The sequence below is a fragment of the Kribbella sp. NPDC050820 genome, from assembly GCF_040653975.1.
In the GTDB taxonomy this organism is placed as follows: Bacteria; Actinomycetota; Actinomycetes; order Propionibacteriales; family Kribbellaceae; genus Kribbella.
Window position 1 is genome coordinate 1 of record NZ_JBFAHB010000095.1, and the last position, 17,304, is coordinate 17,304.

Annotated in this window: 14 protein-coding genes and 1 pseudogene; 9 read left to right on the top strand and 6 right to left on the bottom strand. The window is 69.3% G+C overall.

Annotated features, from left to right (window positions below):
• From AB0H36_RS42955 to AB0H36_RS42975, 5 genes and pseudogenes are all read left to right on the top strand, one after another.
• Positions 1 to 188: pseudogene (locus AB0H36_RS42955) on the top strand (magnesium chelatase); the annotation flags it as partial.
• 165 nt (positions 189 to 353) lie between these two features.
• The gene (locus AB0H36_RS42960; protein ID WP_360536997.1) at positions 354 to 2,312 is read left to right on the top strand and encodes a VWA domain-containing protein; all 1,959 of its coding nucleotides are present in this window, start codon (positions 354 to 356) and stop codon (positions 2,310 to 2,312) included.
• 275 nt (positions 2,313 to 2,587) lie between these two features.
• The gene (ppdK, locus tag AB0H36_RS42965) at positions 2,588 to 5,245 is read left to right on the top strand and encodes a pyruvate, phosphate dikinase (protein WP_360537051.1); all 2,658 of its coding nucleotides are present in this window, start codon (positions 2,588 to 2,590) and stop codon (positions 5,243 to 5,245) included.
• A gap of 73 nt (positions 5,246 to 5,318) precedes the next feature.
• Positions 5,319 to 5,711: a hypothetical protein gene (locus AB0H36_RS42970; protein WP_360536999.1), complete on the top strand. Its 393-nt coding sequence runs from the start codon at positions 5,319 to 5,321 to the stop codon at positions 5,709 to 5,711.
• 189 nt (positions 5,712 to 5,900) lie between these two features.
• Positions 5,901 to 6,179: a muconolactone Delta-isomerase family protein gene (locus tag AB0H36_RS42975; protein WP_360537001.1), complete on the top strand. Its 279-nt coding sequence runs from the start codon at positions 5,901 to 5,903 to the stop codon at positions 6,177 to 6,179.
• Between the two features lie 126 nt (positions 6,180 to 6,305).
• Here the strand turns inward: AB0H36_RS42975 and AB0H36_RS42980 are convergent, their stop codons facing one another.
• Positions 6,306 to 7,526 (bottom strand): hypothetical protein, encoded by a 1,221-nt coding sequence (locus AB0H36_RS42980; RefSeq protein WP_360537003.1) that lies wholly within the window; start codon positions 7,524 to 7,526, stop codon positions 6,306 to 6,308.
• A 196-nt stretch (positions 7,527 to 7,722) separates the two neighbouring features.
• Between AB0H36_RS42980 and AB0H36_RS42985 the strand changes: the two genes are divergently transcribed.
• A complete protein-coding gene (locus AB0H36_RS42985; RefSeq protein WP_360537005.1) occupies positions 7,723 to 9,249 on the top strand; it encodes a UDP-N-acetylglucosamine 1-carboxyvinyltransferase in 1,527 nt (508 codons plus the stop codon).
• Here the strand turns inward: AB0H36_RS42985 and AB0H36_RS42990 are convergent.
• Positions 9,214 to 10,059 carry an alpha/beta hydrolase gene (locus AB0H36_RS42990; protein WP_360537007.1) on the bottom strand — a complete coding sequence of 282 codons (846 nt, stop codon included), beginning with the start codon at positions 10,057 to 10,059 and terminating at the stop codon, positions 9,214 to 9,216. The two genes, AB0H36_RS42985 and AB0H36_RS42990, sit on opposite strands and share 36 nt — an antisense overlap.
• A gap of 84 nt (positions 10,060 to 10,143) precedes the next feature.
• Here AB0H36_RS42990 and AB0H36_RS42995 point away from each other — a divergent pair, with 84 nt between their 5' ends.
• The gene (locus AB0H36_RS42995) at positions 10,144 to 10,764 is read left to right on the top strand and encodes a TetR/AcrR family transcriptional regulator (protein WP_360537009.1); all 621 of its coding nucleotides are present in this window, start codon (positions 10,144 to 10,146) and stop codon (positions 10,762 to 10,764) included.
• On the opposite strand, the gene AB0H36_RS43000 is transcribed toward AB0H36_RS42995, so the two are convergent.
• Together AB0H36_RS43000 and AB0H36_RS43005 are read right to left on the bottom strand one after the other, a co-directional pair.
• The gene (locus tag AB0H36_RS43000; RefSeq protein WP_360537011.1) at positions 10,710 to 11,966 is read right to left on the bottom strand and encodes an MFS transporter; all 1,257 of its coding nucleotides are present in this window, start codon (positions 11,964 to 11,966) and stop codon (positions 10,710 to 10,712) included. The genes AB0H36_RS42995 and AB0H36_RS43000 overlap by 55 nt on opposite strands.
• On the bottom strand, positions 11,963 to 12,529 hold the full coding sequence (locus AB0H36_RS43005; protein ID WP_360537013.1) for a winged helix-turn-helix domain-containing protein: 567 nt from the start codon (positions 12,527 to 12,529) through the stop codon (positions 11,963 to 11,965). Before AB0H36_RS43005 ends, AB0H36_RS43000 begins: the two co-directional genes overlap by 4 nt.
• A gap of 74 nt (positions 12,530 to 12,603) precedes the next feature.
• Here AB0H36_RS43005 and AB0H36_RS43010 point away from each other — a divergent pair, with 74 nt between their 5' ends.
• On the top strand, positions 12,604 to 13,221 hold the full coding sequence (locus AB0H36_RS43010) for a dihydrofolate reductase family protein (RefSeq protein ID WP_360537015.1): 618 nt from the start codon (positions 12,604 to 12,606) through the stop codon (positions 13,219 to 13,221).
• Here AB0H36_RS43010 and AB0H36_RS43015 read toward each other — a convergent pair.
• Positions 13,205 to 13,939, bottom strand: a complete 735-nt coding sequence (locus AB0H36_RS43015) for a DUF899 family protein (RefSeq protein WP_360537017.1) — start codon at positions 13,937 to 13,939, stop codon at positions 13,205 to 13,207. The genes AB0H36_RS43010 and AB0H36_RS43015 overlap by 17 nt on opposite strands.
• A 171-nt stretch (positions 13,940 to 14,110) precedes the next feature.
• Here AB0H36_RS43015 and AB0H36_RS43020 point away from each other — a divergent pair, with 171 nt between their 5' ends.
• Positions 14,111 to 15,349, top strand: coding sequence for a deoxyguanosinetriphosphate triphosphohydrolase (locus AB0H36_RS43020; RefSeq protein WP_360537019.1), 1,239 nt, complete (start codon positions 14,111 to 14,113; stop codon positions 15,347 to 15,349).
• Here AB0H36_RS43020 and AB0H36_RS43025 read toward each other — a convergent pair.
• Entirely contained in the window at positions 15,338 to 17,224 is a 1,887-nt protein-coding gene (locus tag AB0H36_RS43025) for a sialidase family protein (protein ID WP_360537021.1), read from the bottom strand. The two genes, AB0H36_RS43020 and AB0H36_RS43025, sit on opposite strands and share 12 nt — an antisense overlap.
• Between the last annotated feature and the right edge of the window lie 80 nt (positions 17,225 to 17,304).

Below are 17,304 nucleotides of genomic sequence, written 5' to 3' on the forward strand. Positions count from 1 at the left end.
GCCGCGACGTGCTCGCGGCCCTGCCCGAGCTGCCGGTGCTGCACGATGTCGCCGCCCGGGCGGGCGTGGACCCGAACGAGTCGCCCGGCCGGATCGCCGCCGCGGTCGAGCTCGCCCTGGAGGCGCTCTACCTGTCGAAACGCCTGGCCAAAGACGCCGACAACGACACCACGGTGTACGGAGTCTAGGGTGCCCGCCGTTCGAGCTCCGCACGCCATCTCCGGCGCCCAGGCGGGCGCCTCGCTGCGTTGTCGGAAGCGCACGATGAACCCCGCATCGAGCGCTTCCTCCGCCTTGCGATCCACCCACCTGACCACCGGAGCTGACGCACTGAGCTCGAACGGAGGGCACCCGTGACCGCGTCCATTCCAGAAGGCTGGTCGTACGGGCCGTGGCACGACGGTCCGGATCCGCTTGCCGCGCCGGTGGACCTGCGCGACGCGCTGGACGAGATCGGCCGTGACGTGATGAACGGCTCGTCGCCGCGGTCCGCGCTGGAGGAGCTGCTCCGGCGCGGCACCCGGAGCACGCAGGGTCTGGACGACCTCACCCGCCGGCTGTGGGAGCGCCGCCGCGAGATCCAGCGGCGGCATAACCTCGACGGCACGTTGCGCGACGTCCAGCGGCTGCTCGACGAGGCGCTCGAGGCCGAGCGCCGGGAGCTGTTCCCGAACCCGTCCGACGACGCCCGCTTCAAGGAGGCTGAGCTCGACGCGCTTCCGTCCGGTACGGCGGCCGCCGTACGGGAGCTTGCGAACTACCAGTGGGAGTCGTCGGAAGCGCGAGAGAAGTACGAGCAGATCCGGGAGTTGCTCGGCAAGGAGCTGCTCGGGTCCCGGTTCGAGGGCATGAAGGAGGCGTTGCAGCAGACCACGCCGGAAGACGTTGCCCGGATCAACGAGATGCTGACCGACCTGAATGCGTTGCTCGCCGCGCACGCGCAGGGCCGGCCGGAGGTCCCGCAGCTGTTCGACGAGTTCATGGCCAAGCACGGCGAGTTCTTCCCGGAGAACCCGCGAAACGTCGACGAGCTGATCGACGTCCTGGCGCAGCGGGCGGCCGCGGCGCATCGGATGCTGAACTCGATGACGCCCGAGCAGCGGGCCGAGTTGATGGAGCTGTCGCAGCAGGCGTTCGGCAGTCCGCAGCTCGCCCAGCAGCTGGCGCAGCTGGACTCCCAGCTGCAGGCGCTGCGGCCGGGGGAGGACTGGACCGGTTCGAACCAGATGAGTGGTGACGATCCACTCGGCCTCGCAGAGGGTGCGCGGGCGATGTCGGACCTGGCCGAGCTGGACGCGTTGGCCGAGCAGCTCGCGCAGTCCTACCCGGGGGCGCGGCTCGAGGACATCGACCTGGATGCGCTCACCCGGCAGCTCGGTGACGAGGCGACGGTCGATGCGCGGCGGTTGTCCGAGCTCGAGCGGCAGCTTCGCGACCAGGGGTTGCTCGAGCGGGCGCCGGACGGTTCGTTGCGGTTGTCGCCGAAGGCCTTGCGCCAACTCGGTCAGACGGCGTTGGCCGACGTACTGCGGACCGCTCGGGGCTCGGGTGAACGGGACGCGGCGAACGCCGGTGCGGCCGGTGAGCTGAGCGGGTCCTCGCGGCCGTGGGAGTTCGGTGACACCCAGCCGTGGGACGTGCCGCGCACGGTGCGGAACGCCGTACTGCGGACTGCTTCGCGGAGCGGGTCGGTCAAGCTCGACGTGTCGGACGTGGAGATCGCCGAGACCGAGCACCGCGCCCGGGCCGCGGTCGCGTTGCTGGTGGACACCTCGTGGTCGATGGTGCAGGAAGGTCGTTGGCTGCCGATGAAGCGGACGGCGCTCGCGCTGCACCAGCTGATCTCGACGCGCTACCGCAACGACGCACTCCAGCTGATCACCTTCGGCCGGTACGCCGGAGTCGTCGAGCTACCGCAGTTGATCGGGATGGAAGGCACCTGGGAACAGGGCACCAACGCGCATCACGCCCTGCTGCTGGCCGGGCGTCACCTCCGTCGTCACCCGGACGCCCAGCCGGTCGTGCTGATGGTGACCGACGGCGAGCCGACCGCCCACCTGGAGCCGGACGGGACGGCCGAGTTCTCCTACCCGCCCGAACCGGCCACCCTGCGCAAGACCATCTTCGAGGTCGACCGGCTCGCCAAGCTCGGCGCCTCGCTGACCGTCTTCCGCCTCGGCGAGGACCCGCGCCTGAACGCGTTCGTCGACCTCCTCGCCCGCCGCAGCGGCGGCCGCGTGCTGGCCCCCGACCCCGACGGCCTCGGCGCCGCCGTCGTCGGCGACTACCTGAGGACCCGCCGGAAGCTGTAGCAGCAGCCCGAAAAGCAGGGTGGTACCCATCCGGAAGGTGGGTAACACCCTGCTTCTGCGTTTCCTCGGCAAACATGGTGATTGTCTCGCGTTGTCAACAGGGGAAGGGTTTTCCGGCCTTTGACCTGTGGGCAGGGTCACGTCGACATCGTGAGACCAGTGTTCAACTGGACTGGTTTTTGGGCTTACTCTGAAAACACGCCCCCGCCGCCGGAGTCGATGGGCCAGCGGGTCACCTCCCCGCGCCTGAAACGCCACCTGAAACCCAGGGAGTGATCGTGCCGAAACTCGTCTACGACTTCGCCGAAGGCAACAAGGACATGAAGGACCTGCTCGGCGGGAAGGGGGCGAACCTGGCCGAGATGACCAATCTCGGCCTTCCCGTGCCACCCGGTTTCACCATCACCACCGAGGCCTGCAAGGAGTTCCTGCGCACCGGCGCGGTCCCCGCGGAGCTGGCCGACGAGATCGATCACCACGTCGACGCGCTGCAGCAGAAGATGGGCAAGAAGCTCGGCCAGGCCGACGACCCGCTGCTCGTGTCGGTGCGTTCCGGTGCGGCCGCGTCGATGCCGGGGATGATGGAGACCGTCCTCAACGTCGGCCTGAACGACGACTCGGTGAACGGTCTGGCCCACCAGTCCGGCAACCCGCGGTTCGCCTGGGACGCGTACCGGCGGCTGATCCAGATGTTCGGCAAGACCGTGCTGGACGTGGACGGCGAGGTCTTCGACGAGGCGCTGGAGGCGGCCAAGGAGACGAAGGGCACGCGGAACGACCTCGACCTGGACGCCGACGACCTGAAGGCCCTGGTCGAGACGTTCAAGCGCGCCGTCCACGAGCACACCGGCCGCGATTTCCCGCAGGACCCGCGGACCCAGATGGACCTCGCGATCGAGGCCGTGTTCCGGTCCTGGAACGCCGACCGCGCCGTCCTCTACCGCCGCCAGGAGCGGATCGCCACCGACCTCGGCACGGCGGTCAACATCTGCTCGATGGTGTTCGGCAACCTCGGCATGGACTCCGGCACCGGCGTCGCGTTCACCCGTGACCCCGCGAGCGGCCAGCCCGGCGTGTACGGCGACTACCTGCAGAACGCGCAGGGCGAGGACGTGGTGGCCGGCATCCGCAACACCGTCCCGCTGGCGGACATGGAACAGCTCGACAAGACGTCGTACGACGACCTGATGGCGATCATGGCCAAGCTCGAGGGGCACTACCGCGACCTGTGCGACATCGAGTTCACCGTCGAACGTGGCAAGCTGTGGATGCTGCAGACCCGGGTCGGCAAGCGGACCGCGGCGGCCGCCTTCCGGATCGCGACCAGCCTGGTCGACGAGGGCGTGATCGACACCGACGAGGCGCTGAAGCGGGTGAAGGGCGCCCAGCTGGCGCAGCTGATGTTCCCGCGGTTCGACGCGGACGCGGACAAGGAGCGGATCACCAAGGCGATCGGCGCGTCGCCGGGCGCCGCCTCGGGCACGGTGGTGTTCACCTCGGCCGCCGCGGTCGAGGCGGCCGAGCGCGGCGAGAAGGTGATCCTGGTCCGCCGCGAGACGAACCCGGACGACCTGCACGGCATGATCGCGGCGCAGGGCATCCTGACCAGCCGCGGCGGCAAGACCTCGCACGCGGCCGTGGTCGCCCGTGGCATGGGCAAGACCTGTGTCTGCGGCGCCGAGGAGCTCGACGTGAACGTTGCCCAGGGCACCATCAAGGTGAACGGCACGGTGATCGAGGCCGGCGAGACGATCTCGATCGACGGCACCACCGGCGAGGTGTTCAAGGGCGAGGTCCCGGTCGTCGCGTCCCCGGTCGTGCAGTACTTCGAGGGCACGCTGGCTCCCGAGGCCGGCGACGAGCTGGTCGCCTCGGTGCACCGGCTGATCAGCCACGCCGACCAGGTACGGCGCCTCGGCGTACGAACCAACGCGGACACGGCCGACGACGCGGCCCGGGCCCGGCGGTTCGGCGCCGCGGGGATCGGGTTGTGCCGGACCGAGCACATGTTCCTGGGGGAGCGGCGGGAGTCGGTCGAGCGGCTGATCCTGGCCGACAACGACGCCGACCGGGAGGCTGCGCTGGCCGAGCTCGAGCCGTTGCAGCGCGGCGACTTCCTCGAACTGCTGGCCGCGATGGACGGGCAGCCGGTGACGATCCGGCTGATCGACCCGCCGCTGCACGAGTTCCTGCCGTCGATGGAGGAGCTCGCGGTCAAGGTCGCGTTGGCCCGCGAGCGCGGTGAGGAGCCCGGGCACGACGCCGCGCTGCTGACCGCGGTCGAGCGGCTGCACGAGGAGAACCCGATGCTCGGCCTGCGCGGGGTCCGGCTCGGCCTGGTCATCCCCGGCCTGTTCGCGATGCAGGTCCGGGCGATCGCGTCCGCGGCGGTCGAGCTCCGGCAGCAGGGCAAGGACCCGCAGCCGGAGATCATGATTCCGCTGGTCGGTGCGGTCCAGGAGCTGCACCTGGCCCGCGACGAGGTGGAAGGTGTACTAGCCGAGATCGGCGTCGAGTGGTCGATCCCGATCGGCACCATGATCGAGCTGCCGCGGGCCGCGGTGATCGCGGACCAGATCGCCGAGGCGGCCGACTTCTTCTCGTTCGGCACCAACGACCTGACCCAGACCACGTGGGGCTTCAGCCGCGACGACGTCGAGGGGGCGTTCTTCTCCCGGTACCTGGAAAAGGGCATCTTCGCGGTGTCGCCGTTCGAGTCGATCGACCGTGAGGGGGTCGGCGCGCTGGTGCGGACCGGCGCCGAGCGCGGCCGGGCCACCAAGTCCGACCTCAAGCTCGGCATCTGCGGCGAGCACGGCGGCGACCCGGACAGCATCCACTTCTTCCACGAGGTGGGCCTCGACTACGTCTCGTGCTCCCCGTTCCGCATCCCCGTAGCCCGCCTCGAGGCAGGCCGCGCCGCCCTCGCCTGACCGACCTCGAGAACCCACCAACCATTCCGCGCGCCGGAAAATGGTTGGTGGGTTCTCAACGTACGTCGGTAGCGTGCGGGACGGCCTCGCGGAGCTGCCGGTACTGCGTCCGGGCGGCTTGCTGGCGGTGGTGTCGACCGAGCACATCCTCGGCGGCAGCGTGCAGCTCTTCGCCGACATCATGTACTGCTACCAGCAGTTCATGGACGACGCGGACACCACCGGGCTGCAGCCGGCGGATGCGTTTCCGCAGGACGCCTCCGAGATCGACGCGACCGGTCTTTTCGGGCCGGTGGAGTTCCGCCGGTACGAACGCGATCTGGCCTACACGACGTCGCAGTACCTCGAAGTGCTGTCGTCGTACTCGGGACATCGGGCCTTGACAACCGAGCGGCGTGACGGACTGTACGGCTGCATCGGCGCCAGGATCGATGCGGCCGGGGTTCGATCACGAAGCGTTACCTGACTCAACTGTCTGCAGCAATTTCCTTAACCAACCCCTTGCATCCCGGCTCGTCGACCAGTCAAACTAACCGGGCGGGAAGGGCGATCACTCGTCGACTTTCGGGTCTGACCTGAACCAGCCGCTGTGGCGGCTCGTGACGCCCTTTCCCGCACCAAATCCCTTGTGCAGCAGGCCGTGTAGGGTTTCGGCATGGCCCTCTACGTCGTGCAGCTGCGCTTCGACCTCGCCGAGACCGACCGCCGGCTGGAGGTCCGCCCGGCGCACCGCGAGTACCTCAACTCGCTGAAGGAAGCCGGCAAGCTCGTCGCCGCCGGACCCTTCACCGACCAGACCGGCGCCCTGCTCGTGTACGACGTCGCCGACGAGGCCGAGCTCCGCGACATCCTCGCCAAGGACCCCTACACCCCCGCCAACATCTACGAGCTAGCCACCCTCGCCGAATGGCAACCCCTCTTCCCCTTCAACTGACCCCTCCCGCCCCGGTCGCCTTCGAGGGGATAACCCCTCGGCGCGTGCCTTCTCTGCTCCCACACGAGGGGAGAAGGCTGCCTGCGAACGGATATCCCCTCGAACGCATGGGGCGGGGGAGGGACGTCAGGCGTCGGCGGCTTCCAGGTTGAGGTGGTCTACGTAGGCCCAGAGCCAGACGATGGGGGCCAGGACGAGCTCGGGCTCGCCGTCCTCGTCTTCGACGAAGACCATTGAGGCCTCGCCGTTCGAGATGTCCTCGATGACCGCCTCGCACACCTCGACCGCGGCCTCGAACGGCAGCATCCGCGGACCGTGCTCCCAGCGCGGCGCGGGCAGCGGAAGCACCGGCGCCTCGTCGGTGCCGTCCAGCTCGACCGAGACCTTCTGCAGCTCCTCGTACAGGTCGAAGGTGATCAGCCCGGCGAGCGGCCGGCCGTCGAGGCCGACCAGGTACGGGTCGTCGGAGCCGCCGCGGAAGTTGTCCCGCAGCTCCGGGAACGCCGCCTTGAGATCGGTCGCCTCCAGGTACGGCGCCTCGCCCGGCTCGTCGTCCTCCTCGACCTCGACCAGCCCGCTGCGCATCTGGTCGAACTGGTGCAGCAGGTCGTTCAGCTCGTCGTGCGCACCGCCGCCCGGCGCCTTCTCCGCACGCGCCTCCAGGTCGCGCAGGTGCTCGACCAGGTCGTCCTCGAAGTGCAGCTCGTACCGCGGCAGGCCGGGCTCGCGGCCGGCGTTGATCTGCGCGACCAGCTGGGTCGCCACCGGACCGAGCCGCTCGGCCAGCACCTCGAGCGGCGTGGTCGGCTTCTCGTCGTCGTCGTGCGCGCAGGAGTCGTCGTCGACCTTGCCGTCGCTCTCCATCGCGAGCAGCACCTGGAACGCCGGGAACGCGAGCAGCGCCGCGCTCGCCATCATCCCGTCGCCGATCAGCATCAGCGGGTTCCCGCCGGCCTCGGTCCGGCGCAGATGATCAGGCATCAGTACGGCGGCCTGCTCGACGTTGACCTGGCTGGCCAGCGAGGACAGGCCGTGGTCGGCGTCGACGCCGAGCAGCTCGACCAGCCGCTCCGAGCTCATGTCGAAGTGCGAGCGCAGGTAGTAGCGCAGCCAGCCGGCGTCCACCGGGTTCGCCAGCAGCTCCGCGATCCGGGCCCGGAAGTCGGCCAGGTCGGCGATCGCGAGCACCACCAGGACCGGCTGGTCGCCGTCGCCGATGACCAGCGGCCGGGTGTCGCCGTTCTGGAAGCCGTCGATCACCTGGTGCAGGCTGTCCGCCGCCGCTTCCAGCGGCCACGACTCCGCCTCGAACTCGTTCACCACGGCGGCGGAGGTGTCATCGGCCATCTGCAGGGTCCTCTCCGGGTGGCGGCGGGAGTTGGGGTAACTCTAGGCGGCGGGCGTCTCGACGGACTGTAGGGGGCGAGACTTTGCTGTGCTGTCAGCGGCCGAGGGGGCGGTGATCGGGCCGGCGTGACATTGGCTACACTGGTCACGGCGGGTCGGTGCTGGGGTATCTCACATGTGAGATAAGGTCCCGCGCATGACTGATGACTACCTGAGCCGGATCGGCAATCTCATCCGGGACGCCCGCAAGCACCGCGGGTGGACACAGGCGCAACTCGCAGACGTACTGAACACCAGCCAGAGTGCGGTGAACAGGATCGAGAAGGGTCATCAGAACCTCACCCTGGAGATGCTCGCCCGGATCGGCGAGGCACTCGACTCTGAAATTGTCTCTCTCGGCGGCGGCCCGGTCCACCTGCGCGTGGCCGGCGGCCGGCAGTTGTCCGGGGCGATCGACGTCAAGTCCAGCAAGAACGCCGGCGTCGCGCTGCTGTGCGCCAGCCTGCTGAACAAGGGCCGCACCACGCTGCGCAAGGTCGCCCGGATCGAAGAGGTCAACCGGCTGCTCGAGGTGCTCAACTCGATCGGCGTCCGGACCACCTGGCTGAACGACGCCGGCGACCTGGAGATCGTCCCGCCGGCCCACCTGGACCTGGCCGCGATGGATGCCGAGGCGGCCCGCCGTACCCGCTCGATCATCATGTTCCTCGGCCCGCTGCTGCACCGCGAGGACACCTTCCAGCTCCCGTACGCCGGTGGCTGCGACCTCGGCACCCGGACGGTCGAGCCGCACATGGCGGCGCTGCGGCCGTTCGGCCTGGACGTGAAGGCGACCGGCGGCGAGTACCACGCGATGGTGAATCGCGCGGTGACGCCGGGCAAGCCGATCGTGCTGACCGAGCGCGGCGACACCGTGACCGAGAACGCGATCATGGCCGCGGCCCGGTACGACGGCGTGACGGTGATCCGCAACGCGAGCTCGAACTACATGGTCCAGGACCTGTGCTTCTACCTCGACCTGCTCGGCGTGCAGATCGACGGCATCGGTACCACGACGCTCACGGTGCACGGCAGGGCCGAGATCGACGTGGACGTCGACTACGCGCCGTCGGAGGACCCGATCGAGGCGATGAGCCTGCTCACCGCGGCGATCGTGACCAAGTCGGAGATCACCATCCGGCGGGCGCCGATCGAGTTCCTGGAGATCGAGCTGGCGCTGCTGGAGGAGATGGGCCTCGACTACAGCCGCAGCGCGGAGTACCTGGCCGAGAACGGCCGGACCCGGCTGGTCGACCTGACCACCCGGCCGTCGCGGCTGCACGCGCCGATCGACAAGATCCACCCGATGCCGTTCCCCGGCCTGAACATCGACAACCTGCCGTTCTTCGCGGTGATCGCGGCGACCGCGACCGGGCAGACGCTGATCCACGACTGGGTCTACGAGAACCGCGCGATCTACCTGACCGACCTGAACAAGCTGGGTGGCCGGGTCAAGCTGCTCGACCCGCACCGGGTGATGGTCGAGGGCCCGACGCACTTCTCCGGCGCCGAGATCATGTGCCCGCCGGCGCTCCGGCCGGCCGTGGTCACGCTGATCGCGATGATGGCCGCGAAGGGCACGTCGGTGCTGCGCAGCGTCTACGTGATCAACCGCGGCTACGAGGACCTGGCCACCCGGCTCAACTCGCTAGGCGCCCAGATCGAGACGTTCCGCGACATCTAGGAACGCCACGGCCTCCTCGATCACGGCCGGGTCCGACAGGATCCGGCCGTGGCCGAGCCCAGTCTTGCCCGAGAAGCGAGCGTTCGGCCCGTACGACGCCAGCAGTACGTCGACCTGCGCCGGATCCACCACGTCGTCCACGTCGTTGTGGATCACCAGCAACTCGGCGGCGCCCGGCCCGACCGAGTACTTGGTCCAGATCTCCGGATCGCCGTCGAACAGCCGGCGCTCGATCGACCTCTTCAACTCCTTCTGCACACCGGCCTTCAGGCCGAGCTCGCGACTGAACTTCTCGACCAGGTAGCCGAAGTCCGCGAACCCGCTGATCGACACGATCCGCCCGGAGGCGACCCCCTGGCGCACGGCGTACAGGGCGAACGGGACACCGAGCGAGTGGGCGATCACGCCCTCGAAGGCGCCGTGCTTCCCGGCGAGTGCGGTGATGATCCGCCGGTGGTCGAGGATCGTCCCCATCGGGACGGTCGAGTCGCCGTGCCCGGGGCCGTCGTACGAGACCGGGCTGTAGCCGAGCTCGAGCAGTCTGGTGACGAAGCCGGCGTACCTCGACGCGCGGGAGCGCCAACCGTGCACGAGCAGCACCGGTCGGCGCCCGTCGCCCCAGGCGTAGGTGACGATTCCGTCGACGATCTCGACCCGGGCGGCCGCGTGGATCTCCTGCTCGGCCTCGCGGACTTGCCCACGCGCCAGCGGCCGCCGCCACAACTCGAACGCGACCCGCCCGGCCAGCCGCGGTGCGACCGCGCCGATCGCCCGCAGCCCTGCCCCGACCGCCGTTGTCATGTCTGTCATCTCGCTCCTCGGCTGGCAAACAATACGAACGGTCGTATTATTAGTTTGGACAAGGCCGATGGTCAAGCGGAATAGGATCGCGGGGTGGAGAAGGTGGACGGGCGGTTGGCGCGCGGTGACCAGACCCGCCGCGCCGTGCTGCGCCGGGCGGTCGACATCGCCTCGGTCGACGGGCTGGAAGGGCTGTCGATCGGGCGGCTGGCGACCGAGCTCGGAATCAGCAAGAGCGGGCTGTTCGCCCACTTCGGCTCGAAGGAGGAGTTGCAGCTCGCGACCATCCGGGCCGCGCGCCGGATCTACGCGGACGAGGTGGTCGTCCCGGCGTTCAAGTTCGAGCCTGGGCTCGAGCGGGTGTGGCGAATGAGTGAGTGCTGGCTGGACTACTCGCGGCGCCGGGTGTTCCCCGGCGGCTGCTTCTTCCAGAAGGTCTCCCACGAGTACGCCGCCCGCGGGGGAGCCGTCCACGAGGCGCTGGCCGGGGTGCACCGCGAGTGGATGGACCTGATGGAGGACGTCGTTCGCGAAGCGGTCGAGCGTGGCGAGCTGGACGCGGACCCGGCGCAGCTGGCCTTCGACCTGAACGCGTACTACGAGGCCGCGAACCTGGCGTCGATCCTGCACGACAACCAGGCCGGCTACGACCAGGCGCGTCAGTCGATCCGGACCCGGCTGGAGTCGGCGACCGGGTCGGCGCTGCCCTGGTAGGCCGGCAGATCGCGCCGTCCCCGCATCGGCGAGCACAGGAGGACCAGGCCTGCTAGCGGGACGCCGGCTGTGGTGATCCAGAGCGCCGGGCCGAGACCGAGCAGCTCGCCGAGCGTTCCGCCGATCAGTGCGCCGAGCGGGATCGTCCCGTAGTTCAGGAACGACGCTGTCGCGGTGAGTCGGCCAAGCAGTTCCGGCGGGCAGTAGGACTGCTGGAACGTCGCCTTGATGACGTTGCCGCCGACGACCCCCAGGCTGACGCCGAAGCCGCCGACGAGGTACAGCCACGGCCTGACGCTGCTCAGCGGGATCAGCAGCGCGAGCGTCGGCAGGCCAAGCTCGCACAGCAGCAGCGCCCGTGCGGTGCCGAAGCGAGCGGCCAGACGGCGGCCGAGGAACGCGCCGAGAATGCCACCGCTCGTCGCCGCGGCGATCAACGCGCCGACCGTGCCTGCGGACAGTCCCACCTCGCGGACCAGGAAGACGACGATGATGGCCTGGTAGCCCATCAGCGCGAGGTTCGAGACCGCCCCGAAGATCGTCAGCGTCCGCAGCCACACGTCACGTGCGACGAGCCCGATCCCTTCCCGGATCAGGCCGGCTCGACGGCCTTCCGTCGTACGGCGCTCCCGAAAGCGGATCGCGGCCAGGCAGGCGAGCGCGATCAGGAACGTGGTGGCGTCGACAAGCATCGCGTTGGCTGGTCCGGCGTACTGGACGACGAGGCCGCCGCAGCCCATGCCGGCGAGCTGGGCGGCGGACGCGCTGCCGTGGAGTTTGGCGTTGCCCTCGGAGTGGTCGGCCGGGTCGAGCAGCGTCGGCAGGTAGGCGGTGTAGGCGGTCTGGAAGACGACGGCGGCCGCTCCCGTGAGGAGGGCGACTGTCAGCAGCAGGTGGATCGTGAGGATGTCGAGCCAGGCCGCGACGGGGATGGCCGCCAGCAGGAGGAAGGATGCGGCCGAGCTGCCGAGGAGGAGCGGACGGCGGTGGCGTTGGTCGACCCAGGCGCCGACCGGGAGACCGATCAGGAGCCAGGGTGCCCATGCGGCGGCAGTGAGTACGCCGACCTCGAAGGTGCTGGCGTCGAGCAGCGAGATGGCGACCAGCGGCAGTGCGACCGCCGAGGTCGCGCTGCCGAACCGGTTGATCGTCTCCCCGAACCAGAGCAGTCGGAAGTCGCGGTGCCGCCGGAGGAGGCTCATGACCGGTCGGTCTCGTCGTCGGCCGACCGTCGCGGGAACGACTGGAGCTGGACGATGACCCGCTCGGCGTTGTCGCCGGCTGGTGCGACCTTGGTGTAACGGTCGATGACCTCGCCGAGCTCCTCGTTGAGGGCGGTGAGTTGCTCCGGCGTGAGCCGGAGATCGCGCCAGTCGGACAGCGCTGCTGCGTGCTGCCACTCGCCCGGCCAGTTCTCGTCGACGTACGTCCGGACGCGGTCGAAGTACCGCTCGACCAAGTGCCGGAGGTAGACGTCGAGCGCGCCGCTGGTCTCGGGGTCGTCGCGGAACTCGGCCGGGTCCAGGACGGTCCGGCCCGGGATCCGCCACCAGCGCTCGCGCTTGGTGCCGCGCTCGACGTCCTCCTCGATGTAGCCGTGCTCGGCGAGCAGGCGCAGGTGCCAGCTGATCGTGCCGGTGTTCTCGCCCAGTCGCTCGGACAGGGTGGTCGAGGTGGCCGGGCCGTCGAGCTCCAGGGCCTCCAGGATGTTCATCCGGAGCGGGTGCGCAAGTCCGCGCAGGCTGCGGGCATCGATCCGTCGCATAGTTGCAGAGTAGTCTCTGCAGAGAAGTCTCTGCAAGATCCGGATTGTCGGTGGGCTCACCTAGCTTGGGCGGCATGCGGCCTCATGTGGTGGCTCAGGTGGCGGTCTCGCTCGACGGGATGACGTCGGGATTCGCTGTGGATCTCGCCCGGTTCTACGCGCTGGCCACGCTGTGGCAGGAGGACGTGACGCTGACCGGCGCCGACACGATCCTGGCGCAGGAGGAGGCCGTACGGTCTGCTCCGCACCCGGGGCCGCGCTCCGACGGTCCGCTGCTCGCGGTCGTGGACAGCCGGGCGCGGGTGCGCTCGTGGGAGGGGCTACGGCAGCTCGGCTACTGGTCCGACGTACTGGCCTTGTACTCCGATCAGACGCCGGCTCGGCCGGTGGACAGCACGATCCGCGAGCTCGTGACCGGCTACGACCGGGTGGATTTGGTCGAGGCGCTGGACACTCTCGGACGCCGCGGCGTGCGGGTTGTTCGAGTTGACTCCGGTGGTGAGCTGCTGCGGGCGTTGCTGGACGTCGGCCGGGTGGACGAGCTCGCGCTGCTCGTCCACCCGGTCGTCGTCGGCTCCGGCCGCCGCTGGTCCGACGGGCACGAGCTGGATCTCGAGCCCGCCGGCACCGAGGTCTTCGAGGGCGGCGTTGTCTGGCTTCGTTACTGCATCCGTCCTAGTGGTCCGCGGTGAGGTCGTCGTTGCGGCCGGCCTCGAGGCGGGACCAGTGCGGCATCGGGCGTCCGTCGCTGATCAGGCCGCCGGGCTCGAACTCCTGCGGCCAGCCCTCGGGGGAGTCCTCGTGCGTCTCGCGGCGGCCGTAGACGGTGAGGTCCATCAGCGAGTAGCTGTTGTCCATCACCTCGACGCCGCGCACGGTCGTCCACCAGGTCTCGAACACCCGGTCGCCGTCGCGGACGTAGGAGATCAGGTGCATGCTGTTCTTCACCCGGCCGACCAGGAGCGTGTCGAGGGAGTCGGCGGCGGAGTACCACGGCATCGTCCAGCCCATGAAGTCGTGGTAGCGGCGGCCCTCGTCGTACGGGCCCTGGGCGAAGACGGCGTACGTGATGTCGCGGGAGTGCAGGTAGGACAGTTCCGCGACGTGGGTGTTGCACCAGGTGCAGCCCTGGCACTGCTCGGCCGCGGGGTGGCCTGGGTGCCACATGAAGTAGTAGGCGAGGAGCTGCTTGCGGCCTTCGAACGCGTCGAGCAGGGTCAGCGGTCCGTTCGGGCCGATCAGCTGGGTGCTCGCGTCCACTTCGACCATCGGCAGCCGGCGGCGGGCCGCGGCGATCGCATCACCTTCGTGGGTGTGCGCCTTCTCGCGGACCCGGAGTTCCTCGATCTCGGCTTCGAAAGCCTCCCGGTCGACGATGGGAGGCAGGTTCGTGGTCGTCGCGTCCTTCATGACTGGTTCCTCTCTTTCGGTCATGATCGGGACGTCGGAGCGGGTATGCCGGTCTCGACCTGACCCTTGTCCTGTTCCGGGTTTCCTTTTGTGGTGTTCACGAAACTGCCTGACCGGGGCGGTGGGGTGGGCCAGGAAAAATGTCCGTGGTCACCGCTACTGTTTGCAGTGATGAGGAAGCAGCATGAGTGGTACGACGAGCACGACGCAGAGCGCTGGGTGCCGGAGCCGGTCAAGCGGCCGGGGCGGACGGCCTTCGCTCGCGATCGCGCGCGCGTGCTGCACAGTGCCGCGCTGCGTCGGCTGGCGGCCAAGACGCAGGTCGTGACGGCGGGTAGCGACGACTTCGTCCGGAACCGGCTCACCCACAGTCTTGAGGTCGCGCAGATCGGCCGGGAGTTGGCGTCGACGCTCGGCTGCGATCCGGACATCGTCGACGCGGCCTGCCTGTCGCACGATCTCGGGCATCCGCCGTTCGGGCACAACGGCGAGCGGGCGCTCGACGCGGTCGCCGCGGAGATCGGCGGGTTCGAGGGCAACGCGCAGACACTGCGCCTGCTCACCCGGCTGGAGTCGAAGACGTTCGACGCGGACGGTCGCAGCGTGGGCCTGAATCTGAGCCGGGCCACGCTGGACGCCTCGACGAAGTACCCGTGGGCGCGACGTCCGGGCGAGCGCAAGTTCGGGGTGTACGACGACGATCTGGCCGTCTTCGCCTGGTTGCGTCAAGGGGTCGGTGAGCGGCGTTGCCTGGAGGCGCAGGTGATGGACTTCGCCGACGACGTCGCGTACTCGGTGCACGACGTCGAGGACGGGATCGTTGCCCACCACATCGACCTGGCGGCGGTGGACGCCGAGCGGACGCCGTACTGGGAGATCGTCCGGCAGTTGTATTTGCCTGAGGCAACCGATGCAGAGCTGGACGAGGGCTGGCGGCGGCTGACCAGCCTGCCGTACTGGCCGGGTGCCGGCTTCGACGACAGCCGGCGAGCGCTCGGCGGGTTGAAGGACCTGACCAGCCAGCTGATCGGCCGGTTCTGCACGGCGGCCGAGCAGGCGACGCACGCGGTCTTCGGCCGCTCCCGGCTGATCCGCTACGAGGCCGACCTGGTCGTCCCCGACGGCACCCGCGTCGAGATCGGTCTGCTCAAGGGCGTCGGCATGTTCCACGTCCTCAACTCCCCGGAACGCCAAGCCCGCCGAGCCTCCCAGCGCGAGCTCCTCACCGAGTTGGTCGAAGCGTTGTGGAAGTCGGGGCCGTCCCACCTCGACGCCGCGTTCAAAGCCGACTTCACCGAGGCGGCCGACGACGACGCCCGGCTGCGCGTCGTCGTCGACCAGGTCGCATCCCTCACCGACCCGTCAGCCGCGGCCTGGCACGCTCAGTTCGTCGGTCCGTCAGCGGACTGAGGTGAACGGCAGGTCCAGGCCGAGCTGGGTGCGGATCGGCTTGTTGGTGAGGCGGATCTGCGTCAGTTCGGTGGGGGAGAGCGCGCGGCGGTAGACGCGGACTTCGTCGACGGTGCCGTTGAAGCGGTTGGCACCGTCGACGCGTTGGCCGACATGAATGCCCTGAACGCCGAACTCCTGGCCGGCCGTGACCGATCCGGGTGGGGCAGTCGCTGAGCCGACCTCGGCGCCGTCGACGAGCAGACGGAGCTTGCCGTAAGCGCGCTGGAGAACGACGTGGTGCCACTGGTTGTCGTTGTACGCCGACGCCGACTGCACCGTGATGTTGAAGCGATCGACCGCCATTAGCGCCCGGATCCGGTTGCTCTCCGGTTCGGCGCGCAACCAGACCTGCGGGGTCGTCCCCGAGCCGGTGCGGAAGGCCCACAGGATCGCGTGTGATCCGGCGGTGGCGCCGTACTTGATCCAGGCCATCATCGTGAAGTCCTGCGCACCAAGATCGATCGACCGGTCGAACGGCACCTCGACGCGATCGTCCACCCCGTCCAACGCGAGCCCGGTGCCGAACTTGCCCTCGGCAACCGTCGCCCCGCCGCGCACGTACGCCGGGTTTTCCGCCGACCCGACGTCAGGTGTCATCGGACCCGGCGCGGGCGGACCGGGGATGCCCGGCGGAGTGCCGTTCGGCGTCGCCAGGTAGGCCTCGTTGAACCGCGCGTACCGGATCGACTCGTACGGCGTCGCGACGCCGGCCTCATAGAGCAGCGCGGCCTGGTCACCGTCGAGCCGGACCATGTCGGAGTACGCCGTCGGGCCCCAGTAGAAGACCTTGCCCTGCTGCCAGGTGTCCCAGGTGCGTGCTTCGTCGTACGACGACCGGATTGTCATCACCTCACGCGCGGACGGATGCGCCGGCGCGGAGAACAGGATCCGGTTGCGCCGATCGCCTTCATTCCGGGCGCTGAACCGCAGCAACGAACCCTGGACATCGGGCATCACCAGCCGGGGAAGGGTCCGGAACGGCCGGTCGAAGGTCGCGCCGCCGTCGCTGCTGACCGCGTACGCGCGGCTGCCCGGGTCGGTGCCGCGCTCACGGGCCAGCGCGTAGATCCGACCGTCGGTCAGCTCGACCACTGTGACCTCCTGCGCGATCACGGCGCCGTCGTCGCGGGAGGTGGTCGCGCCGATGTGCCAGGTCTGGCCGGAGTCGTCGCTGTAGAGCAGGTGCGTGCCGTAGACGTGCGCGCCGGCGCCGTCGTACGACTCGAAGCTGGCGCCGACAATCAGACGACCCGCATGTCGACCATGTTGGATTTGGATGCCGTGCATCGGGCCGGTCGCGTACCAGAAGTTCCAGCTCGGCAGCTTGCCTTCGGTCATCTCCCGCGGCGCGGTCCAGGTCGTGCCGGAGTCGTCGCTGGTCTGGACGTACGGGTCGCGGTCGCAGCCGTTCGTACAGGGTGCCGCGCCGTTGTGGGTCGTCACCAGGACGATCCGGCCAGTCCGATTGTCGACAATCGGCACCGGGTTGCCTTGAGTGCTCCCGCTTCCCTCGGAGACCACCTGCAGCGGGCCCCACGTCTTGCCGCCGTCGGTCGATCTGCGCAGTACGACGTCGATGTCGCCGTCGTCACCGCAGTCCGCGACCCGGCCCTCGGCGAACGCGAGCACCGTGCCGTTGGCCGCCCGCACGATCGCCGGAATGCGGAAACACGCGTACCCGTTCGTCTTCTGCTCGAACAGCACGCTGTCTTCGTGCAGTGGGGCCGGGTCTGGTGTGGCAGCGGCGACCGGTGGACCGGTGAGGGCTGCCAGCAGTAAGCCGGCGGCGAGCAGGGCGGTGGCTGCGAGGCGACCGGGGAGGGTCATGCGCATTGGCTCTCCTGGCAGGACATAGGACGTATGATGTCCTGTGAAAAGGTAAGCCCTGCGTCGCGCGCGCCACAAGGCCCGGG